A 21,511-nucleotide genomic window follows, 5' to 3' on the forward strand; every position below is an offset into this window, starting at 1 on the left:
AGTCCATGTTTACCGATGCCAGTATCTTATTTCAAATAGCAGGAATAGGGATCATCGTTGCATTAATACATACCATATTAAAGCAAATGGGGAAAGAAGAGATTGCTCAATTTGCAACATTAATTGGTTTTATTATTGTCCTTGTTCTTGTCATTAATGGGCTATCTGATTTGTTTAATCAAATTAAATCAGTATTTCTTTTCTAGGGGTTAATAATTATGGATATATTACAAATCGTGCTTGTGGGGATTATAGCAAGTATTTTATATATTGTTTTAAAAGATATAAACAGTTCTATGGCATTTTTTTTAATTATTGTTACAGGAATTATCATTTTCTTATCGATTATAGAGCAAGTAGCTATTATATTTAATTTAATTGAGACATTGGGGCGAAATGCGAACGTTAGCGGCTTGTATATGGAGACAATCTTGAAAATTATCGGAATAGCGTATATTGCTGAGTTAGGTGCTTCACTAACAAAGGAAGCAGGTCTAAGTGCTGTTGCGAAAAATATAGAGTTAGCTGGGAAGATTTTTATTATATTACTTGCCGTTCCTATCATTACTGCTGTGATTGAAGCAATTATCAGTTTTTTACCAACATAATATACAAAGGCGCAAGCGCCCGTTTAGCGACGTTACAAATTTATTGAAGGGGGAAATAGGAGTGAATGAATCGGAATAAAATAGTGGTAATAATTTTACTCTCTTTCATTTTTCTCTTCATGGGACAAGATAAGGTTTTAGCAGCCACAGATAGTAAAGAGTTGGATGAAGCATTAATCGATGAAATCTCATTAGACGGTGTCAAGGACTATTGGGATGATATTGCAGATGAATATGGAGAATATGTACCAGAGTTAGAGAAAACAAGCATTTATGAGTTTGTAAAAAATCAAGATTCCTTTTCGATTAAAAATGTACTTATCGGTTTTGTGGAATATTTATTTCATGAAATTATTGTAAATGGAAAGTTATTGGGTAGCTTAATCATGCTTACTTTATTTTCCATCATTTTACAAACGATGCATACCGCATTTGAAAAATCGGCAGTTAGTAAAATAGCCTATTTTGTTGTTTATATTATCCTTATTTTTATTGCGCTTAATAGCTTTTATATTGCTGTTTCCTATGTGGAGGATGCAATCCGAACAATGACTGGTTTTATGATTGCGCTGTTACCACTTGTTCTTGGTCTTATGGCTACGTTTGGGAACATTGTTTCTGTTTCTTTCTTTCATCCGATTATCATTTTTTTGATTAACATAAGTGGGATTCTTGTATCGACATTTATATTACCATTATTGTTCATTTCTGCATTACTCAAAATAGTAAGTAGTTTAAGTGAGAATTATAAAGTCACGCATCTTGCTAATTTATTTAAATCGGTAAGTATGGGAACCCTTGGTGCTTTTCTTACCATCTTTTTAGGTGTTATTTCAGTACAAGGAACCGTAAGCGCCATTCAAGATGGTGTTGCAATGAAAACGACGAAGTTTATTACTGGTAATTTTATCCCAGTAGTTGGTCGAACATTTACCGATGCGACGGATACGATCTTAAGTGCCTCACTACTATTAAAAAATGCTGTCGGTGTTGTTGGATTAATCGTTGTTTTATTTATTGCCCTGTTTCCAGCTTTAAAAATAGCTGCCATAGCAATCATCTATAAAATAGCTGCTGCAGTCCTTCAACCGATTGGAGATGGGCCAGTAATTTCTACATTAAATACAATTAGTAACTATATTTTATTTATTCTAGCCTGTCTTTTAGCTGTTTCTATTATGTTCTTTCTCGCAATCGTTATCATTATCGTAGCTAGTAATCTTACCATGTTATTACGTTAGGATGATCCAAATGGATATTTTAGTAGAGTGGGTAACGCAAATTATACTGTTTATAATTTTAGCAACGATTATAGATTTATTGATTCCGCAGACAGCTATGAAAAAATATATAAACCTTGTTGTTGGTTTAATACTAATTTTAATCTTATTAAATCCGATATTTCACGTATTAAATATAGATATAGAAAGTGCGTTAAATCAGTCTTTTTCACAGATTGACGAGGCTCGATCCTCAAATGATTCAGTAGAAAATTTAATTGAAATGCAAAAAAAAGATATAGAAATGACTCAAGATGCATATATTTTAGAACAAATGGCTGTCCCATTAATAGATATTGCGAAAGATCCTTTGATGGAAGAATACCAGCTAGAAATAACAAACATCGATTTCAACTTCCAGAACACCCAAGAACTTACATATGAGGATCTAGTAGGAGTCATTGTTTACGTAAAAGAAATTGAAGAAGGGGAGGGAGAAATGGGCGTAGTTGAAGATGTAGTAATTAATACAGATGATCCGATTGAAAGAGAAGCTAGACAGGATGAAGAAGTTAAGGAACGATTAATGGAACTTTGGGAACTTCATGATAAGGAATTAATGCTTTACTGGGAGGGAGGGGCATCTTGAAAAAAATCATAGAGAAATTATTTCAACCCAAAAATTCAGAATCAGGTAAAGTAATCTCAGGTAAAGCAGGATATGTCATTATTCTGGGTTTAATCGGGTTACTGATAATTGTAATCAGTAACATATTCTCACCGACAGATGATGAAGCAAACATGGATCAACAATTTGAACAAGCCCAGGAGCAAGAGGTACAAGCTACGAATTCAGATGAAATAGCTACTACTTCTGAAGTGGATGAGCTAGAAAAAAGCTTTGAAACAGATTTAGAGGAAATGTTAAATAAGATTCAAGGTGTTTCAGATGCAGAAGTGATGGTGAATCTAGCATCAACCAATGTCAGTATATATGAGAAAAATTTAATTAGTGGTAGGCAATCCACAGAAGAGTCCGACCGAAACGGGGGCACACGCAAGGTTGAAGATCGAACAGAAGAAACGCAAGTGGTATTTGTTAGACAAGGAGATAGAGAGGTTCCTTTGCTTGTAACAACAGAGAGACCTGAGGTGAGTGGGGTATTTGTTGTAGCGAAGGGTGCAGACCATGCAACAGTGAAAAATTGGATTGTTGAAGCTATTTCACGCGTACTTGATGTTCCAACACATAGAGTTTCTGTAATGCCAAAAAGTGATTAAGGGGAGGAATTAGAAAATGTTAAAAAAACAAACAGTATGGCTATTAACGATGTTGAGTTTAATGATTGTTCTCAGTGTATATTACTTGATTTCACCAGATAATGGGGACCTTGCTTATGTGAATACGGGTGATGAAGATTCAGAACAAACGCAAACAGACAGTTCAACAGAGGCAGAAAAAGTTTCAGGAGATGCTACTGGGGATGCTGTAATAGATGATATGACAAATGTAGGTGGAAATGAACTGTTTACGACTATTCGTATGGAATTAGAGGATGACAGAAGTATTGAGAAAGAGAGATTAGAAGAAATTGTTACTTCTGGTGATGCGAGTGCAGAAGATAAAGAAGGTGCATTACAAAGTATTGATGTACTTGCAGATGTATCCAGGAAAGAATCGATTTTAGAAGAATCTATCCTTTCTTCTTCTGAATATCAAGATGTACTTGTTCGGACAGAAGAGGATAAAGTCCACGTACATGTTGAAGCAGGAGAATTACTATCTGACACAGAAGTAGTAAATATTATGCAGATGGTAAGAGATGAATTTGGAAAAGATATCACAGTAGATGTAAACTATCAGCCAGCAGACAAAGAATAACTGGCAGAAAAAAGGAAACCTGAACGGATATATTCGTTCAGGTTTCCTTTACTATTATAGATTTTATAGTAAAACATTGATATACTAACTGTTGTAAACGTTTTATTATAGGGGAGGATAGAACCATTCTGAATTCACTCTTGAGTAGAACGTTATTTTGTCGTAAAATATTTAAGAGGAGTTATTAGTACCTTGTGTTAATCTCTTATAATATAAAAATGAAATAGGGGTGCAAGAGATGTTAAAAGTACAAGAAATTAGGGAACTCATAAAATTAATCGACCAATCCAACATTGAAGAATTTACATATGAATCAGATGGAACAACTGTTTCTATGAAGAAAACTGGAAGCACGGGGGAGGTTGTGAAAGAAGTAGTAGCTACTCCCGTAGAAAGAAAGAGTGAACCAGCAACTGCAAGTGTAGAATCAGTTACAAAAGAAGAAACAGTAAAACCAGTTAAACCTGAAACAGTATCGGAGGAAACTCCAACAAAGAAATTTGATTATGAGATTACTTCACCAATGGTAGGTACTTTCTATTCTTCACCAACACCTGAAGCAGATCCATATGTTTCACTTGGATCAAATGTCGGTAACGATACTGTAGTATGTATCGTAGAAGCAATGAAACTATTTAACGAAATTGAAGCAGAAGTTTCTGGAGAAATCGTTGAAGTATTAGTTGAAAATGGAGAACTAGTAGAATACGGTCAGCCATTGTATAGAGTCAAGACCAAATAAGGGGATGAGCCAGTGATTAAGAAACTGTTAATTGCTAACAGGGGAGAGATTGCTGTTCGCATTATTCGAGCTTGTAAGGAATTAGGAATAGAAACCGTTGCTGTATACTCTGAAGCGGATAAAGAATCTTTACATGTCCAGCTTGCAGATGAAGCATATTGCATTGGTCCAAAATTAAGTAAAGACAGTTACCTCAATTTTACGAACATCATGAGTATTGCTACTTCAATTAATGTAGACGCAATACATCCAGGCTACGGGTTTTTAGCGGAAAATGCTGACTTCGCTGAGATTTGTAAAGCGTGTAATATTACTTTCGTTGGGCCTACACCCGAGGCAATTCAGAAAATGGGTATAAAGGATGTTGCAAGGGAAACGATGAAGAACGCGAATGTTCCGATTGTTCCAGGGTCAGATGGCATTATAGAAAATGAAGAAGAAGCGTTTGAAATAGCGAATACAATAGGTTTTCCAGTAATCATCAAGGCAACAGCTGGTGGTGGTGGAAAAGGTATTCGCGTTGCTAGGAATGAAGAAGAACTGATTAAAGGTATACAAGTTACTCAGAAAGAGGCTGAAACAGCTTTCGGCAACCCTGGGGTATATCTTGAGAAGTTTATTGAAGATTTCCGTCACGTAGAAATTCAGGTATTAGCTGACACCCACGGGAATGTGATTCATCTTGGTGAAAGAGATTGTTCGATTCAAAGAAGGTTACAAAAACTTATTGAAGAGTCCCCATCACCCGCAATAACACAAGAATTAAGAGAGAAGATGGGTGAGGCATCCGTTAAAGCAGCAAAAGCTGTTGGTTATGTAGGTGCTGGTACAATTGAGTATATTTTTGATCGAAAGACAAATGAATTTTATTTCATGGAAATGAATACAAGAATCCAAGTGGAGCATCCTGTTACAGAGATGATAACTGGAATTGATTTAATCAAGGAGCAAATAAAGGTTGCAGATGGTGAAAAGCTATCCGTAGTGCAAAATGATATTGAATATAGAGGACATGCGATTGAATGTAGAATTAATGCTGAGAACCCTTTTAAAAACTTTATGCCATCAGCAGGTGAAATTGATTTGTACTTAGCCCCTGGTGGATTAGGTGTCCGCGTTGATTCAGGAGCATATCCTGGTTATAAGATTCCACCATATTACGATTCAATGATTGCGAAATTAATCGTTCATGCCCCTACACGCACGGAAGCAATAGCCAGAATGAGGCGTGCTTTGGAAGAATTTGTTGTTGAAGGTGTGTTCACGACTATTCCGTTTCACCAGCTAATTATGGAGAATGATGTCTTCATTGAAGGTGATTTTAATACAAACTTTTTAGAAGAAAATCCTATACTTGAAAAAGAATAAGTTTTCTGGTTTAGTATAATTAGGAGTGATAACATGAGTGAACAATCTTTGTTAAACGTTATTGATAATTCGGCTTTAGGTAAAGTAGAAATTGCACCAGAAGTTATTGAAGTCATTGCAGGGATTTCAGCTACTGAAGTAGAAGGATTATATGCAATGAGAGGGAATTTTGCGTCTGGTGTCGTTGAACGACTAGGAAAAGCCACACACAGTAAAGGTGTAAAAGTCGAATTAACAGAAACAGGTGTAACGATTGACTTGTTTGTTATTTTGAATTTTGGTGTATCTATACCAAAAGTAGCACAGGAAATACAAACCAATATTAGACAGTCTTTAAAGTACATGACAGCCTTAGAAATTGATGAAGTGAATGTTCATGTTGTTGGTGTAAATATGGACGGCAAAGAGAATAAAATAGAAGAATAAAAATTTAGGGTCAGGAAGTGTTTATCTTCCTGACCCTGAATTTTTATTAAAGCTGTTTTCTAGAATTGTTGCGTTTCCTTTGATAGAAGTTTCCAGGACCCCTCACTGCGGGGTCTTCGAACGCGTGCTTTTCCCGCAGGAGTCGACTGCCCTCAGCTACAATCAACCATCATGTTAGCGGTTGTCTTTCCGGAACGGCGTGATTCAGCAAATTCTTTAAAAGTTACTTCGTAGTTTATATCAATAGGAATAAATAATGCGAATAGAGCCCTATATAAAAAAGGATCGTTAGATAGTTTCTAGCGTTGCATAAATAATCATGTTATTATTTGTAAGAGAGAGTTTAAAAGGAGTTATGGAAAATGAATCGACATACAGCTAGAGAAAAAGCATTTCAAGTACTATTTCAACTTGATATGAATGACATGGAATTGAATAAGGCTTTTGAGTCATTAGTAGATATAGAACCAGGACAAGGAACAAGTGAGTTCTTACACACACTTGTAGAAGGTGTATACAAGCACAAAGAAGAAATTGATCAGGTGATTAAATCGAACCTTGAAAATTGGTCATTCAATCGAGTTGCTTCTGTCGAAAGGACTATTTTACGTATTGCAACCTATGAAATAAACTACTTAGAAGATATCCCACTGAATGTGTCAATTAATGAAGCGGTTGAGCTTGGGAATACATTTGGGGATGAGCAATCAGGTAAATTTATCAATGGAGTATTATCAAAAATAAGTAAGTAAAGGGGCTAAAGAGAAATGTCTGCAGAAATAATTAATGGGAAAGACTTAGCTCAGGAAATTCGGACAAACATGAAAGCAGAAGTAAACGAGTTGATAAACGAAGGAATAACCCCACATTTAACAGTCGTTCTAGTTGGAGATAACCCTGCTTCGAAGTCATATGTCAGAGGGAAGGAAAAGGCGGCTAAGGAAGTTGGAATATCTTCTTCCTTAATTGAATTACCGAGTACAGCTTCTGAAGCAGAATTACTTGATGTTATACAGAAACTAAACGGAGAACCTTCCGTCCATGGGATTTTAGTGCAGCTCCCTTTACCTAACCAAATAAGTGAGCAAAAAGTAATAGAAACGATTGATCCTTCAAAGGATGTTGATGGATTTCATCCTGTTAATATTGGACGAATGATGATTGGTGAAGACTCCTTTCTACCATGTACGCCATACGGGATTATCACGATGTTAAAATCAAGAGATATCAAAATAGAAGGTAAACACGCTGTTATTATCGGACGAAGTAATATTGTAGGGAAACCAGTAGGTCAATTACTTTTAAATGAAAACGCAACGGTTACATATTGTCATTCTAGAACGAAAGATTTAAAAGAACATACGCTTCAGGCAGATATTCTTATTGCTGCAATCGGAAAAGCAGATGCAATTACTTCTGACTATGTTAAAGAAGGTGCAGTCGTAATTGATGTTGGGATAAATCGGTTAGAAAATGGTTCGCTTACAGGTGATGTTGATTTTGATAGTGCAAGTAAAAAGGCGTCATATATAACGCCTGTTCCAAAAGGTGTTGGGCCGATGACAATAGCGATGTTATTAAAAAATACAGTGAAAGCTGCTAAAGGATTGGCTGTCGTTGGAAAATAAATATTTAACTGTCGAGGCACTGACGAAATACCTGAAGCGGAAAATTGATACCGATGTCCATTTAAGAAATGTTTGGCTAAAAGGTGAAATCTCGAATTTTAAGCATCACTCCCGGGGTCATATGTATATGACAATTAAGGATAATCATGCGAAAATACAGGCTGTTATGTTTGCGGGGAATAATCGCGGGTTAAAGTTCACCCCAGAGAATGGGATGAATGTATTAATTAGAGGGGAAATAAGTGTATATGAGGCTTACGGGCAATATCAGCTCTATATTACACAGATGGAACCTGATGGTATCGGTGCCCTTTATTTGGCATTTGAGCAACTGAAGGATAAATTACATAAAAAAGGCTACTTTGATTCCATACATAAGCAGCATATATCACCTTTTCCAAAGCATATTGGTGTAATAACATCGCCAACAGGAGCTGCAGTACGTGACATAATAACAACAATTAAAAGAAGGTACCCCATTGTTACATTAACCGTGATACCAGTTCTTGTACAAGGGCCTCATGCGGCAGTATCTATTAAAGAAGCTATTGAGCGGGCAAATGAAATGGATATGTTTGATACGTTAATTGTAGGGCGAGGCGGCGGTTCTATTGAAGAACTATGGAGCTTTAATGAAGAAATTGTTGCCGAAGCAATTTTCCATTCCAAGGTCCCAATTATTTCTGCCGTCGGTCATGAAACGGATATAACTATAAGTGATTATGTTGCTGATCTGCGTGCTCCTACACCAACAGGGGCAGCGGAACTAGCGGTATTATCTCAAGTGGAGCTTAAAGAAAAGTTGCTTTTTTTAAAGCAATCTTTAAAGAGGGAATTAACACGAGATGTAAATAATCATAAGAGCCATTTATCAAGGCTTGTGAATTCCTATGCATTTAAATATCCAGAGCAATTGTTAAAACAAAAAGAAATAGAGTTAGATAGTTATGTAGAGAATTTAGAAAAAGCCTTTATAAATAATCATGATCGTAAAGATAAAGAAATGATTAATTTGTACAAACGGTTTTCCGCGCAACACCCTAAGAAACACATTGCCTTAGCGGTGAAGCAAGTAAAGGAAAACCAGAAGAACTTAAAAGTTTATATGTCTAAAGTTCTAGAAAGGAAGTCTATCCAGCTCGCAAATGAAATGGACAAACTAACATTACTAAATCCATTAGAAATTATGAAACGAGGATTTGCTTTACCATATACATTAAATGGTGACATCATTAAATCGGCGAAACAAATTAAAAAGGAAGATAAGATATCACTTCAATTAACGGATGGGAAAGTTAATTGCCAAGTACTTGAAGTAGAGGAGGAAGGAAATTGAAAAACGAAGAGATTACTTTTGAAGAAGCAATGACCAAATTAGAAGAAATTGTTGAAAAACTGGAGGAAGGGGACGTTCCTCTAGAAAAAGCAATCAATTATTATCAAGAAGGAATGAGTCTTTCTAAAATATGTAGTGATAAATTAAGTAGTGTCCAAGGTAAGATGACACAAATTATGAATGAACAAGGGGAATTAGAAGCCTTTGATATACAGGAGGAAGGATAAAATTGTCTCGGGAACTTATCGGTTATATAGAAAATAGTAAAGAACTTCTACAAGAAGCGTTGCATCAATCTCTACAAAAATTATTGATTCCAGAACAACTTAAACAATCGATGCTCTATTCAATTAATGCTGGTGGGAAGCGATTACGTCCTATTTTATTAATGGCAAGTTATGATGCTTATGCAAATAACAATAAAAAGGTGCTTTCTTCCTGTTTGGCTGTAGAGATGATTCATACCTATTCCCTTATTCACGATGACTTACCAGCTATGGATAATGATGATTACCGAAGAGGAAAACCTACCAATCATAAAGTTTTCGATGAATCAACAGCTATTTTAGCTGGAGATGCACTATTAACATATAGTTTTGAAATTATTGCAGAAGATCCGTTACTAAATGATACACAAAAAGTAGAAATTATACGGTTGCTTTCTGCTTGTGGTGGGCCAACAGGAATGGTTGGTGGGCAAATTCTGGACATGGAAGCGGAGAAAAAGTCAGCAACACTTGAAGAATTGGAGAGAATACATACACTAAAAACAGGTGAATTAATACGATTTGCCATTTACACTGGTGCCTATCTCGCAAATGCCAGCAAAGAACAGCTTAATTATTTAACTGATTTTGCCTATTATCTTGGATTAATTTTCCAAGTGCAAGATGATATATTGGATGTAACAGGTGATGAGAAGAAATTAGGTAAGCGTGTTGGTAGTGACCAGGAAAATGAGAAAAGCACATATCCTAAGTTACTCGGTATCGGGGGTGCCATGAAACAAAAAGAAATATATGTAGAAAAGGCTAAAAATGCCCTTGAAAAAGCAAATGCAGAAGACTCCTATCTAATGGCATTAACGGATTATTTTAGCAATCGTGACTATTGACTCATGGTAGAAATATTTTTATTCATTTGGTATAATAAGCTTAGAAAAGGAATGGTGCAGTATTCTAGTCAGTCCTCCTTTCCTCAAGGCGGGCCTAAAAATTCGCCAAAGGGCACATCGATGAAGTTCCTTGTGTTGGCTTGAGGCGCCCAGCCTTGGGTCAGTGCTGGGAGTTAAGGATTTCGGGCGATCCACAAAGGCATGTGGGCGTTGACCCGATTTCCGTGGAGGCCCATCTCTGTGGTGGAAACTTAAGCTAAAGTTTTCATGATGGAATGGGGTATGAACCTGCAGTGTATGGTAAGGGACACCTTATATGCAGCGTAGCCTGTCTTGCGTGGTGGTGAGGGGATTAGAGCTCCTGGGTATAAGAACTAGGTGGCCACTAGTTCTTAATGCCATATATCTATGAAATCATCACTGCAAAAGAGACTAGGGAAAGGTTAAAGACTGCTGAGGAAATCTCCTAGACTGTTCTTAATAGACTTTTAAATGGGATTATAGTGCGGACTAAGTGGCAATCTAGTCTAGCTATTGGTGACAAAGCTAAGATGGATTTAAAGGGGAACCACCTTCGTGGCGACATGAGGGTATCTATCTGGGAAAACCTACTGGACCTAAGCCGCAGTTTTAACCTTTTAAAAGACCATTCCTCCTACATAATTGACTTTTATAATAAATAGAGGTACATATGAAATCACAATTAAAACGATCTATTAAATTTAGTCTGACAATTGCCGTTATCACGTTTGTGTTAGCGGCTATTTTTTCAAGTTTATCTTCGTCAATTTTAGGCGGAGTTGCGTGGTTCGCAGGGTTAATTATTGTTCTTATCATTGTCTTAATTGGTGTCGTCTTTGATATGTTAGGTATTGCTGCAACCGCTGCAGATGAAACACCATTTCATGCGATGGCAGCAGAGAAAGTAGCAGGTGCAAAGGAATCAGTATATATCGTACGAAATGCAGACAGATTTGCTAGTTTTTGTAATGATGTCATTGGGGATATATCTGGGATTGTAAGCGGCACAGCATCAGCCATCGTTGTATTACAAATTGCTACGCTATTAGAGCATTCGGAAGGGTCGACAGGACAGATTATGTTATCAACAGTTATGACGAGTATAATCGCAGCAATAACTGTAGGTGGAAAAGCAATTGGCAAAACGTTTGCAATAAACGCATCTACAAAGATTATCTTCTCTGCTGGAAAAGTGTTATCCGTTCTTGATAAAAAGTTTAAAATAAAAATTATACCTAAGAAATAATAGATAAAGGATATGCATATATGGCTAAAATGAAGTTAGATGAATTATTAGTAGAAAGAAATTTAGTAGAAAATATTGATAAGGCAAAACGTATAATCATGGCTGGTCTCGTTTTCTCTGAACAAGTTCGTATGGATAAACCCGGTATGAGTGTGAACAGGGATATACCGTTACATATCAAAGGAAAGACTATCCCATATGTCGGCCGCGGTGGTTTAAAGTTAGAAAAGGCACTATCCTTTTTTGGAATCTCAGCAAAAGATAAGATTTTAATCGATATTGGGTCATCCACTGGTGGATTTACAGATTGTGCCCTGCAAAATGGTGCAAGGCTTAGTTATGCGATTGATGTTGGATACAATCAATTGGACTGGAAACTGAGAAATGACGATAGAGTGGTTGTTATGGAGCGAACGAATTTTAGATATGTCACACCAGAAATGTTAAAAAGAGGAACACCTAACCTCGCAACGATTGATGTTTCATTTATCTCCTTGAAACAAATGCTCCCCGTTCTAAAACACATGCTTGCTCCGAGTAGTGATGTCATTACATTAATTAAACCTCAATTTGAAGCGAAAAAAGAACAAGTTGGGTCAAAGGGGATTGTTCGTGACAAAAGCACGCATATTGAAGTAATCGAACGGATGATTGCTTTTGCTAGGGAAGAACAGTATGAACTATTAAATATGACACATTCTCCAATTACTGGTGGGGAAGGAAATATTGAATTCCTTGCACATTTTGCTTGGAAACGACAAGATATAAAAGAAAGCTTTCATCCAAATATTGAAGAAATAGTTGAGAAAGCTCATCAAACTTTAAACAAATAAGTGTTACAGAAGAAATGAAGGAGTTGTAGAATGAGTAAAATTCAACGTCACCTTAAAATACGTGAACTGATATCGGATAAGGAGATTGAAACACAAGAAGACCTAGTCGATCTGCTAAAAGCATTAGGTTACAATGTGACACAAGCGACAGTTTCAAGAGATATAAAAGAATTGCAACTTGTGAAGGTTCCAATAAATAATGGGAAATACAAGTATAGTTTACCTGCTGACCAACGATATAATCCGTTAAAGAAGTTACAAAGATTAATCGCTGACGTTTTTGTGAAGATTGACTCTGCTAGCCATTTTATCGTGTTAAATACCTTACCTGGTAATGCACATGCCATTGGCGTTCTCATTGACAATTTGGATTGGACAGAGATCATGGGTACAATTTGTGGTGATGATACGTGCTTAATTATTTGCAAGACAGAAGTGGAAGCAGAGGAAATTAAGAATCGCTTTATTAATATGTTATGAATAATGGGGTGAGAAACGATGCTTACAGAATTGTCAATTCATGACTTTGCAATCATAGATAACATTTCTATAACTTTTCAAGATGGCTTAACGGTTCTAACTGGTGAGACTGGTGCAGGGAAATCAATCATTATTGATGCCATTCAACTATTAGCAGGTGGTAGGGGTTCCGTTGAATATGTTCGCCACGGTACAAAAAAATGTGAAATTGAAGGATTATTTATTATTGATAATCCGAATCATACCATCTACCATACAGCTATTCAATTTGGTGTAGAGATTCAAGATGGACAAGTTGTGCTTGAACGTACAATTAGCGCTTCAGGTAAGAGTATTTGTAGGGTAAACGGTAAATTAGTTACGTTAGGTATTTTAAGGGAATTCGGAAGAACTCTTATTGATATACATAGCCAGCATGAGACACAGGCCCTAATGAATCCAGAAAATCATTTGGAATTACTGGACTTATATCAGCCGAATTTAATTTTAAAAGCGAAAGAAGATTACAGTGATCTATTTGAAAAACTATCTAAGTTAAAAAAGAGATATATAAAATTGAGTAACAATGAACAAGAAATGGCACATCGATTAGATTTGTTACAATTCCAGTTGAAAGAGTTAGAACAAGCAAATTTATCGCCGAACGAAGACGTCATCCTAGAAGAGGAAAGAAGCTCACTTATTAATTTTGAACGTATTTATACTTCTTTGCAAGATGCTTATAATGCGTTGTATGGTGATGATAAGGGACTCGAATGGATAGGAAAAGCACATTTATCGCTAGAAGAGAGTAGAAATTATGATGATTCTATTCGTAATAAGGCAGAAGAAATGGCGGAGCATTACTTTGCTTTAGAAGAACTAAGTTATAACATTCGTAACCAAATAGATAGTATGCAGTACAGTCCGGAACGTCTTAACGAAATAGAATCAAGATTAAACGATATTAATCGATTAAAGAAAAAATATGGACCAACGGTAAATGAGATTCTATCTTATTTAGGAAAAATTGAAGAAGAGATTGAGCAAATTACGAATAAAGATACACATCTCTCTTCATTATTAGACCAGATTGAGGATATTGAAAAAGACGTTCGACTTGAAGCTAAACAATTACATGATATTCGAAAAAAATCTGCAGATAGTTTAGTCGAAGCTGTTTCCAAAGAGTTTAAGGATCTTTATTTGGAAAAGGCATCATTCTCGGTATCGTTTGAGTATGAAATGGAAAAAAATAATCAGCCAAAGCTACATAAGAACGGGTATGATCATATTCGATTTATGATTTCAACAAACCCTGGTGAGCCGCTTAAAGAAATATCGAAGGTTGCTTCAGGTGGGGAACTTTCAAGAATTATGTTAGTTCTAAAAAAACTATTTGCGAAACATCAAGGCGTTACAAGTGTTATATTTGATGAGGTGGATACTGGTGTAAGTGGTCGTGTTGCACAGGCTATTGCGGAGAAAATATATCAAATATCGAATGATTCCCAAGTACTTTGTATTACTCATCTTCCACAAGTTGCAGCAATGGCAGATGTACATAAATTTATACAAAAACAGGAGAAAAATCATCGTACCATAACAATAGTCAGCGAATTATCAGTTGATGAGCAAATCGATGAGCTGAGTAGAATGATAACTGGCACGAAACTAACTGAAACTGCGAAAGAACACGCGAAAGAACTGCTAGAACTTGCCTCTTCTTATAAGATGTTACCACTATAGGAATAATAATCTTAAAATAATGATATAAAAAAGTATATTTCCCAAAAAAAGTCAGAAACTAAACCATCTGGCTTTTTTATTTTAGGCTCCGTTCGGTTTATAATCTCCGAATTAATTTAATTCAGATTATCTTAAATCGGAGCAAATCTTTCCGTCCGGATGCTTTCTGCGGACACGGATCGAGCATCCCTATGACACACAGAACGCTTCTTCAGGGTCTTCGGACACGTGCTATTCCCGCAGGACATGGAAGGCTTCGTCAGCACTACTGCTTCACACAATACTGAATTAAAACAAGTCCACTATTTATACATATTGCGGTGCAGCTTATATCTTGGAACAGTTAAAACGATATTATTTTATTCCAATTCACCCCTCAGTTTACATTTATATACATACATAAATACTTGAAGGCTTAAGTAATCCTATTATTCATTTTATCCACATTTATTAAAAGGAAATGTTAGACATCTTTCTTATGTTTCTCCAGTTTAAAACAACCTGCTAAAGGCCAAATTAAAAGTACAGAAAGAGCAATGAATGGTATGGGTTAGAAAAAAGGAGAGTGAACGGTTTTGAAACAAAAAAAATTAAATAGTATCAGGTTTCAGCTAGGTGTTATACTCCTTATCGCAGTAATTGCTGTTCCTTTATTAACCCCAATGAACAAGTATCTTTCGATTCCAAATGAAATGGTAACTTTTAACAACGAAACGCCTTTCGAGGTTCCAGATTTAGGAGAAAATATAGCTGTTGAAGCATCAGGTGACAGCGTTCAGGCTATTGATTCCTCCTCATTCTATCCGAACGAACCAGGAAACAGTCAGTTAGTATATGAAGTAAATGGTTTTCCTATTAAGAAAGTGAATTTATCTGTATTAGAAGATTTAAAGGTGATTCCAGGTGGTCAATCTATTGGTGTTCAATTACAAACCCTTGGTGTATTAGTAGTAGGGCACCACCAGGTTAATGGAGCAGATGGTGCGGTCTCTCCAGGTGAGAAAGCGGACATTAGTGTTGGTGATGTAATTTTAGAAATAAACGGTGAATCAGTTAAAGGAATGAATGATATAAAGAAATATGTGGAAAAAGCTGGAGAAAATGATAAAGACTTAGAAATAAAAATTAAGAGGGGAAAAGAAACGATTGATACCCATTTACAACCTGTTTTAGATGACAATGAAGATGAATATAAGATTGGTTTATATATTAGAGATTCGGCAGCCGGGATTGGAACGATGACCTTTTATGAACCAAAATCGAAGAAATATGGTGCCCTTGGTCATGTGATTTCGGACATGGATACGAAAAAACCAATCGAAATCCATGATGGTACGATTGTCAGATCTTCTGTTACTTCTATTGAAAAAGGAAATAATGGTATTCCTGGAGAAAAGCAAGCGAAATTTTCTGTAAGAGAAAATAAGATAGGTAATATAACTAAAAACAGCCCATTTGGGATTTTCGGAAAATTAGATGATGCGATATCCAATGGTGGATATAATAAACCAATGCCAATTTCCCTATCACATGAAGTAAAAGAGGGGCCAGCGAAAATCTTGACCGTAGTCGAGGGAGAAGAAGTAGAAGAATTTGATATAGAAATAGTTAGCAGCGTTCCACAAAAGTTCCCAGCTACAAAAGGTATGGTTATTAAGATTACTGATCCGAAGTTGTTGGAAGCAACAGGTGGAATCGTTCAAGGTATGAGTGGTAGCCCGATTATTCAAGACGGAAAGGTTATTGGTGCTGTAACACATGTATTTGTAAATGATCCAACATCAGGTTATGGTGTGCATATTGAATGGATGTTACAAGATGCAGGTGTAAATATTTATAAGGAAAACGATAAGAAAGTAGCAAGCTGAAGAAATGATTTGTTATGGAAAGTTATTCCATAACAAATCATTTTTTTAGCTTTAAATATTATTCGACAAATACTAATCAAAACTTGTCGTATGTTATCGTTATTTAAGGGAAATTAAAGTAAACTTATGAATTTATAAAAAAATATAATATATTTAAATAAAAAAAAGGATATTTAGAGTTTTTGTAGAATACTTTTAAAAGGATAAACATCGTACATAATTAAAGGAGGAGCTTTTTTGGAAAAAATTAAAGTTTGTTTAGTTGATGATAATAAAGAATTAATTCAAATGATGGAGGAATATTTTCGTTCCCAGGAAGATATTGAAGTGATTGGTACAGCGTATAACGGGAGAGATTGTTTAACAATGTTACAAGACTTGAATCCAGACGTATTAATCCTTGACATAATTATGCCGCATGTTGATGGTTTAGCTGTTTTAAATGAAATTAGAAATAAAGAAGGAAATCAGAATCCAAATGTAATTATGTTAACAGCATTTGGTCAGGAAGAAGTAATGAAGAAAGCTGTTGATTTAGGTGCCTCATATTTTATTCTTAAACCGTTTGATTTAAACCATTTGGCAGATCAAATTCGTCAAGTTGAAGGAACGCAAGTCATTCAGTCGAGTTTGAAGAAAATAACTAAATCTGAAAAGAAACATAATTTAGAAGCAAGCATTACCAATATTATTCATGAAATTGGTGTTCCAGCGCACATCAAGGGATATATGTACTTAAGAGAGGCAATAACGATGGTATATAATGACATTGAACTGCTTGGTTCCATTACGAAAGTATTATATCCAGCAATTGCAAAGAAATTTAATACAACGGCTTCTCGTGTTGAGCGTGCTATTCGGCATGCAATTGAGGCAGCATGGAGTAGAGGGAATATTGAATCTATTTCGGCGTTATTTGGTTATACGATAAATATATCGAAGGCGAAACCAACGAATTCCGAGTTTATTGCTATGGTTGCAGATCGCCTTAGACTTGAGCATAAAGCTAGCTAAAATAAGTATAAAAAATTACTGTACAGAATGTCTGTACAGTAATTTTTTATTATTCAAAGAACGCTTTATATAATGATCTTATAGCCTTGTTTATGTCTCTGGCTTGTATACCAAACATCATAGATACTTCAGAAGAGCCTTGATTAATCATATCAATATTAACGTTTGCATCGGCAAATGCGGTGGTTGCTTTTTGTGCAACGCCAATCGTATTAACTAATCCTTCACCTACAACCATAATAACCGCTATTCCTCTTTGTAAGCTAACTGTATCAGGATGGAGCTCATCACTTATTCGTTCGATTACTATCTCTTCTTTTTCTGGGGTTAGATTTCGTTCTCTAATAATTACAGAAATATCATCAATACCTGAAGGGGCATGTTCAAAAGATATTCCTTCATCTTCAAGAATATTTAACAATTTACGACCAAATCCAATTTCACGGTTCATTAAATATTTGCTTACATAAAGGCTGCAAAAACCAGTATCACTTGCAATACCAGAAACACAATGAGCAGCATTTACATCTCTTTCTGCAACGATCAAAGTTCCCTCGGCATTTGGATTGTTTGTATTTTTAATACATACAGGAATTTTTGCCTTAATGGCAGGAATTAATGCTTCATCATGGAAAACTGAAAAACCGGCATAAGAAAGTTCGCGCATTTCTTTATAAGTTAAAACCGTAATTTCTCTTGGATTCTCTACAATCGTTGGATTTACGCTGTAAACTGAATCAACATCTGTAAAATTCTCATACAAACTTGCATCTACACCCGCAGCAACAATAGAACCAGTAATATCCGAACCACCTCTTGAAAATGTAATGAGTTTTCCGTCTTCTGAATACCCAAAGAATCCTGGTATTACAAATATACCTTCCTTCTCACGTAGTGCGTATATTTTGGAGAAACTTTCAGGTAAAATTTGAGCATTTCCAGGTTCATCGCTTACGATTATGCCGGCATCTTTTGGATTTAAGTAAGTAGCATCTAAACCTATATCAGAAAGGTAAGCACTAATGATTTTTGCGTTGTTGTTTTCTCCGATGGCTTTTACCTGGTCCATTTTAATATCTTTATCCACATCTTGAGCTAAAATCCCCTTGATTGATCTCTCAATTTCGTGCATTAATGATGGAGAAAGGTGTAAATCATCAATGATTTCCTTAAATCGTTGTAGCACAGTAGAATAGTAATGTTCATAAGCTTCATCATTCAGATAGGCCGTTCCCATCTGAATGAGCATATCAGTCATTTTGAAATCGTCTTTGTGGCGTTTACCAGGAGCAGATACGATAATAAATTTCCGGTCTGGATCATCACCTACAATTTTTTCAACTTTTCGAATCTGTTCAGCATTTGCGACTGAACTTCCCCCGAATTTTGCTACTTTCATTTTTTACTTCCCCCAATTTTCTAAATGAATTATTTTTTATAATAACACAATTATTGAATAATTCTATATAAAAACAAGAAAAAGATGATACTCTACTCATCTTTTTCTTGCTTTTCGGGTATAGCACGATACTTATTTTTACGGTCACGATAAACAATAAAGCCACCAATAAACGCAAAGCCAAAAATGAAAAGAAGTAGTCCAGCGATGAATTGGATTCCAGCTTTAAAGAATAAGGAAAGATATTCAGCAAAAATGGCATCACGCATTAACTTAATACCGTAAACTGCAAGTCCTCCCGGAATCAATAATATTACTAGTGCAAAAATTCTAGTCATTGACAGTCCCCTTTAAATATAAGTCTCTAAAGTAGTATATCAAATCAAGTGCATAAATTGGAATGAAAGGCTTTGCTATATTTTGCATAATAACGTAAAATAGGAATATGCAAGATATTGCAAGGGGGAAGCGAATGAAAAAGGTGGTAATTGTTGGTGCTGGAAAAGGGGGCAGTATTCTATTAAAGTTATTGCTTACCATTCGAAAAATGGAAGTAATAGCCGTAATTGATAAAAACCCAACAGCTATTGGGTTTGAACTTGCAAGAAGACATCATATTGCTACAGATTTGTCATGGGAGAAATGGTTACAGCGCGAAGTTGATATCGTTATTGAAACAACGGGTGAAAAACAGGTTTTAGATGAATTAATTAAGCTGAGTAAAGGGAAAAATGTTGTCATACCTGGTTCGATAGCTTATATTATTTCTGAACTGTTTAGTGAAAAAGAATCGTTATTGGATCAATTAAAACAACTGTCAAATAATCAAGAGCTCATTTTAAGTCATATACGGGATGGCATGATTATTGTAGATGCAGATGGAATTGTTCAATTTATAAATACCAGTGCAGAGAACATTATTGGTGTTTCCAATCAAGCGTCAAAAGGGAAACATATGGAGCAAATTGTTACAAATACAAGGTTAATAGACGTTTTACATACGCAGAAAAAGGAAGTAAATCAAAGGTTTCTACTGGGAAATGGGAAAAAAATAATTACAACCCGTATACCAGTTATAAATAAAGATAATCAATTAATTGGTGCATTTGCTGTTTTTAAAGATATGACAGAAGTGATTAAGTTGGCAGAAGAAAATACGGATTTGAATGAAATTAAAACGATGTTAGAGGCAATTATTTATTCATCTGATGAAGCAATAAGTGTTGTTGATGAAAAAGGAAACGGTTTAATGATTAACCCAGCATACACAAAAATAACTGGACTAACAGACAAAGAAGTTATTGGAAAACCTGCTTCTACAGATATTTCAGAAGGCGAAAGCATGCATATGAAAGTGTTAGCAACTAGAAAATCCTTTCGTGGTGTGCGGATGAAAGTTGGACCAATGAAGAAAGATGTTGTCGTTAATGTCGCTCCAGTTATTGTGAAAGGGAAGGTGAAGGGAAGTATTGGCATTCTACATGATGTGTCAGAAATTAAATCTCTAACCAATCAATTAAAGCGAGCCCATCAAATTATCCGTAGCCTTGAAGCTAAATATACGTTTGATGATATCATCGGAACCTCAGCTGAAATGAGACTGGCACTAGAACAGGCTAAAGTTGGTGCTAAAACTCCTGCAACAGTCTTACTTAGAGGGGATTCTGGAACAGGGAAAGAGCTATTTGCACATGCGATTCACAATGAAAGTGAAAGAAAACATAATAAATTTATACGTGTTAATTGTGCTGCAATTGCTGAATCAATTCTAGAAAGTGAATTATTTGGTTATGAAGATGGTGCTTTTTCTGGAGCAAAGCATGGTGGGAAGAAGGGACTGTTTGAAGAAGCGAACCATGGGAGTATTTTTCTTGATGAGATTGGAGAATTGTCTTTGAATACGCAGGCAAAGTTATTACGTGTCCTTCAGGAGAATGAAATCATTCGTGTCGGTGGGACAAAGCCAATCGTGATTGATGTACGAATCATTGCTGCAACGAATATTAATTTGGAAAGAGCGATTGTTAGTAAAACATTTCGAGAAGACCTATATTATCGTTTGAATCGATTGCCAATTTATATACCAAGTTTAAAAGAAAGAATAACGGATTTACCCTATTTAACTCGTCATATCATTCAAAAAATCAATCAAGATTATGGTAGAAATGTTAAAGATATCAGTGAAGAAGCTCTACACAAATTAAAGGAATACAAATGGCCGGGTAATGTTAGAGAACTTGAAAATATAATTGGTAGAACCATTATTTATATGGAGATAAATGAAGAAACAATCCAGTATCACCATATTCCTAATTTGGAAATTACTACACAAAAGAAACACCAGTCTACATTGACTCCTTCAACAACGACGCTCCAACAAGCAATGGAGCAATATGAAAAAAATCATATTTATACATGTTACAAACAAAATGATTTTAATAAAACAAAGACAGCAAAAGCCTTAAATATTTCCATACGTAATTTATATTATAAGTTACAAAAATATCAGATTGAATAACCTTGCTTGCAAATTTGTGCAGGTTTGCAAAATAATTCATGTGCTATTTAATATTAATGAAGCGCTTACAATGTATAACA

23 protein-coding genes are annotated in these 21,511 nt (G+C 35.5%); 21 read left to right on the forward strand and 2 right to left on the reverse strand.

Going from position 1 to position 21,511, the window contains the following annotated elements:
* The first annotated feature begins 5 nt into the window (after positions 1-5).
* From spoIIIAC to spo0A, 20 genes are all read left to right on the forward strand, one after another.
* Positions 6-206 carry a stage III sporulation protein AC gene (spoIIIAC, locus tag D8M05_RS08045; RefSeq protein WP_121130463.1) on the forward strand — a complete coding sequence of 67 codons (201 nt, stop codon included), beginning with the start codon at positions 6-8 and terminating at the stop codon, positions 204-206.
* Between the two features lie 12 nt (positions 207-218).
* The gene (spoIIIAD, locus tag D8M05_RS08050; RefSeq protein WP_121130465.1) at positions 219-608 is read left to right on the forward strand and encodes a stage III sporulation protein AD; all 390 of its coding nucleotides are present in this window, start codon (positions 219-221) and stop codon (positions 606-608) included.
* A 65-nt stretch (positions 609-673) separates the two neighbouring features.
* The gene (gene spoIIIAE, locus D8M05_RS08055) at positions 674-1,849 is read left to right on the forward strand and encodes a stage III sporulation protein AE (RefSeq protein WP_121130467.1); all 1,176 of its coding nucleotides are present in this window, start codon (positions 674-676) and stop codon (positions 1,847-1,849) included.
* Positions 1,850-1,859: 10 nt separating this feature from the next.
* Entirely contained in the window at positions 1,860-2,477 is a 618-nt protein-coding gene (gene spoIIIAF, locus D8M05_RS08060) for a stage III sporulation protein AF (protein WP_121130469.1), read from the forward strand.
* Complete coding sequence (spoIIIAG, locus tag D8M05_RS08065) at positions 2,474-3,109, forward strand: stage III sporulation protein AG (protein WP_121130471.1); 636 nt, start codon at positions 2,474-2,476, stop codon at positions 3,107-3,109. The genes spoIIIAF and spoIIIAG overlap by 4 nt, the downstream gene beginning before the upstream one ends.
* 16 nt (positions 3,110-3,125) lie before the next feature.
* Positions 3,126-3,710, forward strand: a complete 585-nt coding sequence (locus D8M05_RS08070) for a SpoIIIAH-like family protein (RefSeq protein ID WP_121130473.1) — start codon at positions 3,126-3,128, stop codon at positions 3,708-3,710.
* Positions 3,711-3,948: 238 nt separating this feature from the next.
* Entirely contained in the window at positions 3,949-4,452 is a 504-nt protein-coding gene (gene accB / locus D8M05_RS08075) for an acetyl-CoA carboxylase biotin carboxyl carrier protein (protein WP_121130476.1), read from the forward strand.
* A gap of 12 nt (positions 4,453-4,464) precedes the next feature.
* Complete coding sequence (accC, locus tag D8M05_RS08080) at positions 4,465-5,820, forward strand: acetyl-CoA carboxylase biotin carboxylase subunit (protein ID WP_121130478.1); 1,356 nt, start codon at positions 4,465-4,467, stop codon at positions 5,818-5,820.
* A gap of 33 nt (positions 5,821-5,853) precedes the next feature.
* Positions 5,854-6,246, forward strand: coding sequence for an Asp23/Gls24 family envelope stress response protein (locus D8M05_RS08085; RefSeq protein ID WP_121130480.1), 393 nt, complete (start codon positions 5,854-5,856; stop codon positions 6,244-6,246).
* A gap of 362 nt (positions 6,247-6,608) precedes the next feature.
* Complete coding sequence (nusB, locus tag D8M05_RS08090; RefSeq protein ID WP_121130482.1) at positions 6,609-6,998, forward strand: transcription antitermination factor NusB; 390 nt, start codon at positions 6,609-6,611, stop codon at positions 6,996-6,998.
* A 15-nt stretch (positions 6,999-7,013) separates the two neighbouring features.
* Entirely contained in the window at positions 7,014-7,874 is an 861-nt protein-coding gene (gene folD / locus D8M05_RS08095; protein WP_121130484.1) for a bifunctional methylenetetrahydrofolate dehydrogenase/methenyltetrahydrofolate cyclohydrolase FolD, read from the forward strand.
* Positions 7,864-9,210, forward strand: a complete 1,347-nt coding sequence (gene xseA, locus D8M05_RS08100; RefSeq protein WP_121130486.1) for an exodeoxyribonuclease VII large subunit — start codon at positions 7,864-7,866, stop codon at positions 9,208-9,210. The genes folD and xseA overlap by 11 nt, the downstream gene beginning before the upstream one ends.
* The gene (locus D8M05_RS08105) at positions 9,207-9,437 is read left to right on the forward strand and encodes an exodeoxyribonuclease VII small subunit (RefSeq protein WP_121130488.1); all 231 of its coding nucleotides are present in this window, start codon (positions 9,207-9,209) and stop codon (positions 9,435-9,437) included. Before xseA ends, D8M05_RS08105 begins: the two co-directional genes overlap by 4 nt.
* Positions 9,438-9,439: 2 nt before the next feature.
* Positions 9,440-10,324 carry a polyprenyl synthetase family protein gene (locus D8M05_RS08110; protein ID WP_121130490.1) on the forward strand — a complete coding sequence of 295 codons (885 nt, stop codon included), beginning with the start codon at positions 9,440-9,442 and terminating at the stop codon, positions 10,322-10,324.
* Between the two features lie 691 nt (positions 10,325-11,015).
* Positions 11,016-11,591 (forward strand): hypothetical protein, encoded by a 576-nt coding sequence (locus tag D8M05_RS08115; protein ID WP_121130492.1) that lies wholly within the window; start codon positions 11,016-11,018, stop codon positions 11,589-11,591.
* A gap of 20 nt (positions 11,592-11,611) precedes the next feature.
* Positions 11,612-12,424 carry a TlyA family RNA methyltransferase gene (locus tag D8M05_RS08120; protein WP_121130494.1) on the forward strand — a complete coding sequence of 271 codons (813 nt, stop codon included), beginning with the start codon at positions 11,612-11,614 and terminating at the stop codon, positions 12,422-12,424.
* Between the two features lie 30 nt (positions 12,425-12,454).
* The gene (ahrC, locus tag D8M05_RS08125) at positions 12,455-12,904 is read left to right on the forward strand and encodes a transcriptional regulator AhrC/ArgR (protein WP_121130496.1); all 450 of its coding nucleotides are present in this window, start codon (positions 12,455-12,457) and stop codon (positions 12,902-12,904) included.
* Between the two features lie 18 nt (positions 12,905-12,922).
* Complete coding sequence (gene recN / locus D8M05_RS08130; RefSeq protein ID WP_121130498.1) at positions 12,923-14,632, forward strand: DNA repair protein RecN; 1,710 nt, start codon at positions 12,923-12,925, stop codon at positions 14,630-14,632.
* Between the two features lie 575 nt (positions 14,633-15,207).
* Positions 15,208-16,500, forward strand: a complete 1,293-nt coding sequence (spoIVB, locus tag D8M05_RS08135; protein ID WP_121130500.1) for a SpoIVB peptidase — start codon at positions 15,208-15,210, stop codon at positions 16,498-16,500.
* 237 nt (positions 16,501-16,737) lie between these two features.
* Entirely contained in the window at positions 16,738-17,514 is a 777-nt protein-coding gene (gene spo0A, locus D8M05_RS08140) for a sporulation transcription factor Spo0A (RefSeq protein ID WP_121130502.1), read from the forward strand.
* 49 nt (positions 17,515-17,563) lie between these two features.
* Here spo0A and D8M05_RS08145 read toward each other — a convergent pair whose 3' ends face one another.
* Positions 17,564-18,913 carry an aspartate kinase gene (locus D8M05_RS08145; RefSeq protein ID WP_121130504.1) on the reverse strand — a complete coding sequence of 450 codons (1,350 nt, stop codon included), beginning with the start codon at positions 18,911-18,913 and terminating at the stop codon, positions 17,564-17,566.
* Positions 18,914-19,005: 92 nt separating this feature from the next.
* Positions 19,006-19,251, reverse strand: a complete 246-nt coding sequence (locus D8M05_RS08150; protein WP_121130506.1) for a DUF2627 domain-containing protein — start codon at positions 19,249-19,251, stop codon at positions 19,006-19,008.
* Positions 19,252-19,385: 134 nt separating this feature from the next.
* Between D8M05_RS08150 and D8M05_RS08155 the strand changes: the two genes are divergently transcribed.
* Positions 19,386-21,431, forward strand: coding sequence for a sigma 54-interacting transcriptional regulator (locus tag D8M05_RS08155; RefSeq protein WP_121130508.1), 2,046 nt, complete (start codon positions 19,386-19,388; stop codon positions 21,429-21,431).
* Positions 21,432-21,511: the final 80 nt, after the last annotated feature.

Source organism: Oceanobacillus bengalensis (genome assembly GCF_003628445.1).
In the GTDB taxonomy this organism is placed as follows: Bacteria; Bacillota; Bacilli; order Bacillales; family Amphibacillaceae; genus Oceanobacillus; species Oceanobacillus bengalensis.

Coding starts and splice junctions, on each gene's coding strand:
- folD (WP_121130484.1), top strand. CDS start 7,014: ATGTCTGCAGAAATAATTAATGGGAAAGACTTAGCTCAGGAAATTCGG.
- D8M05_RS08145 (WP_121130504.1), bottom strand. CDS start 18,913: ATGAAAGTAGCAAAATTCGGGGGAAGTTCAGTCGCAAATGCTGAACAG.
- spoIIIAD (WP_121130465.1), top strand. CDS start 219: ATGGATATATTACAAATCGTGCTTGTGGGGATTATAGCAAGTATTTTA.
- recN (WP_121130498.1), top strand. CDS start 12,923: ATGCTTACAGAATTGTCAATTCATGACTTTGCAATCATAGATAACATT.
- spoIIIAC (WP_121130463.1), top strand. CDS start 6: ATGTTTACCGATGCCAGTATCTTATTTCAAATAGCAGGAATAGGGATC.
- spoIIIAF (WP_121130469.1), top strand. CDS start 1,860: ATGGATATTTTAGTAGAGTGGGTAACGCAAATTATACTGTTTATAATT.
- D8M05_RS08085 (WP_121130480.1), top strand. CDS start 5,854: ATGAGTGAACAATCTTTGTTAAACGTTATTGATAATTCGGCTTTAGGT.
- D8M05_RS08115 (WP_121130492.1), top strand. CDS start 11,016: ATGAAATCACAATTAAAACGATCTATTAAATTTAGTCTGACAATTGCC.
- D8M05_RS08155 (WP_121130508.1), top strand. CDS start 19,386: ATGAAAAAGGTGGTAATTGTTGGTGCTGGAAAAGGGGGCAGTATTCTA.
- D8M05_RS08150 (WP_121130506.1), bottom strand. CDS start 19,251: ATGACTAGAATTTTTGCACTAGTAATATTATTGATTCCGGGAGGACTT.
- ahrC (WP_121130496.1), top strand. CDS start 12,455: ATGAGTAAAATTCAACGTCACCTTAAAATACGTGAACTGATATCGGAT.
- D8M05_RS08120 (WP_121130494.1), top strand. CDS start 11,612: ATGGCTAAAATGAAGTTAGATGAATTATTAGTAGAAAGAAATTTAGTA.
- D8M05_RS08070 (WP_121130473.1), top strand. CDS start 3,126: ATGTTAAAAAAACAAACAGTATGGCTATTAACGATGTTGAGTTTAATG.
- spoIIIAE (WP_121130467.1), top strand. CDS start 674: ATGAATCGGAATAAAATAGTGGTAATAATTTTACTCTCTTTCATTTTT.
- accB (WP_121130476.1), top strand. CDS start 3,949: ATGTTAAAAGTACAAGAAATTAGGGAACTCATAAAATTAATCGACCAA.
- nusB (WP_121130482.1), top strand. CDS start 6,609: ATGAATCGACATACAGCTAGAGAAAAAGCATTTCAAGTACTATTTCAA.